Origin of the sequence: Microbacterium sp. TPD7012 (genome assembly GCF_003075395.1) — a bacterium.
Taxonomy (GTDB): Bacteria; Actinomycetota; Actinomycetes; order Actinomycetales; family Microbacteriaceae; genus Microbacterium.
Genome location: NZ_QDFV01000016.1, coordinates 1 through 1,599, shown reverse-complemented (window position 1 = coordinate 1,599; position 1,599 = coordinate 1). Strand labels below are relative to the sequence as shown.

Here is a 1,599-nt window from a genome sequence, read left to right as displayed (position 1 = left end):
KMCAGGGTGTTGAACCCGTGGTTGACCTCGAGGTTCACGTACTGGCTCGCGTTCTGCGAGACGCCGGCGCCGATGAAGGAGTAGTTCTCCTTGCGGTCGGAGCCCGGGGTGCGGCAGTCGATGAACGCCGAGTTGCACGGCACCCAGTCGGAGCGACGGATGGTCCGGCGTTCGATCTCGTTCGCGTCGACGATGACGTCGGTCGCGTCGACGATGGCGTTGCTCATTTCTTCTTCTCCTTGGTGATCGGGGGATCGATCAGTAGATGTTGGCGAAGGCCACGGGCTCGTCGCCGCGCTGGCCTTGGATCTGCGCGCGAAGCGCGATGTCGTCCCACAGACGAACCTCTTTCACGAGGGCGCCGTTGTGGAAGGTGAACTGCGAGATGCCCAGCACGTCGACCGGCTTGCCCGTGAGCGGTCCGTAGTTCGGGACGCCGTTGTAGTCGCCGACGAACTTCCACACGACGGCCACGCGGAGACCCGCGTACCGCACGTCGTAGTTGGTCTGGATGTCGCGGATCTCGAACTGACCGCCGGGGAACGACTCGAGCAAGCGCAGCAGTGCGCGACGGTAGCCCTCCGGACGGATGACGAGGCGGTTGCCGACCGTCAGGAGCACGAGGTCGCGCTCGAAGAACTTCTCGACCTTCTGCAGATCGCGATCGTTCCAGACGGTCTTGATCAGGTCGATGACCTTCTCGACCTCGGCGCGGTACTCGTCGGGGCGCTCTCCGGAGTCGCCCTTCGCGATGGGGTCGGCGGGTGCCGGCTCGTTCCAGGATCCGGAGAAGCCGCGGAAGGTCTGCGCGCTGGCGACCTCGTCGAGGTCCTCGCCGCGTGCGAGGGGCCCCGCGAGCGTGTCGCGGACGACCCACTCCTCGACCATGCGGCCGCGCCGGTAGAGGCAGTTGGCGATCGTGCGGCTGAACTCGGAGGTCTGCAGGTGACCGGAGAGCACGAGGTGCGAGCTGAGGAACGCGTCGTCGCCGCGCGCCTCCCAGATGACGTCTTCGGCCTGCCCGGTGCGGTCGGGGGTCGCCGAGATGCGCATGAGCGAACCCTCGATGACCTCGTCACGGTTCGAGGAGGTGCCGAGACCGCCGTGCACGATCGAGTCGGGCTCGTAGTTCTCGCGGATGTAGTGGATCGACCGATCGACCCAGATCAGGTCGGTGACCTCACGGATGAAGTCATCGGGGTCCTTGTACGGCAGATAGGCGACCGGATCGAGAGGCACGCTGTTTCACTCCTTAGACAGATGAGTCCGCGTTTCGTCGGTGATCGCGGGCTTCTTTCGTCAGTGTATGCGTATGCACAAACGAGTGCAAGAGAGACTTTCCTGACACACGGGTGTCAGAGGCGGATGCCGCGTCAGCCGGCCGCGGCGGCGGCGAGGGTGCGACGGGGCACGAACGACGACGCGAACCGCACGTTCTCGATCGGAGCCTCGCGGTTCTCGATGCGGCGCACGATGAGGTCGGCCGCGGCCTCCGCCATCCCGATGATGTCGTAGCGGACCGTGGCGAGATCGACGCTGGGCCAGGCGGCCTCCGCGTTCCCGAGGATCTCTCCGTGGTCGGCTTCGACGACCTGCCGG

The 1,599-nt window shown here is 65.8% G+C and carries 1 protein-coding gene and 2 pseudogenes; all 3 read right to left on the bottom strand.

Going from position 1 to position 1,599, the window contains the following annotated elements:
- Positions 1-227, bottom strand: a pseudogene (locus DC434_RS19930) (hypothetical protein); the annotation flags it as partial.
- A 31-nt stretch (positions 228-258) separates the two neighbouring features.
- Entirely contained in the window at positions 259-1,239 is a 981-nt protein-coding gene (locus DC434_RS19925) for an ester cyclase (protein ID WP_116636114.1), read from the bottom strand.
- 134 nt (positions 1,240-1,373) lie between these two features.
- A pseudogene (locus DC434_RS19920) lies at positions 1,374-1,599 on the bottom strand (substrate-binding domain-containing protein); the annotation flags it as partial.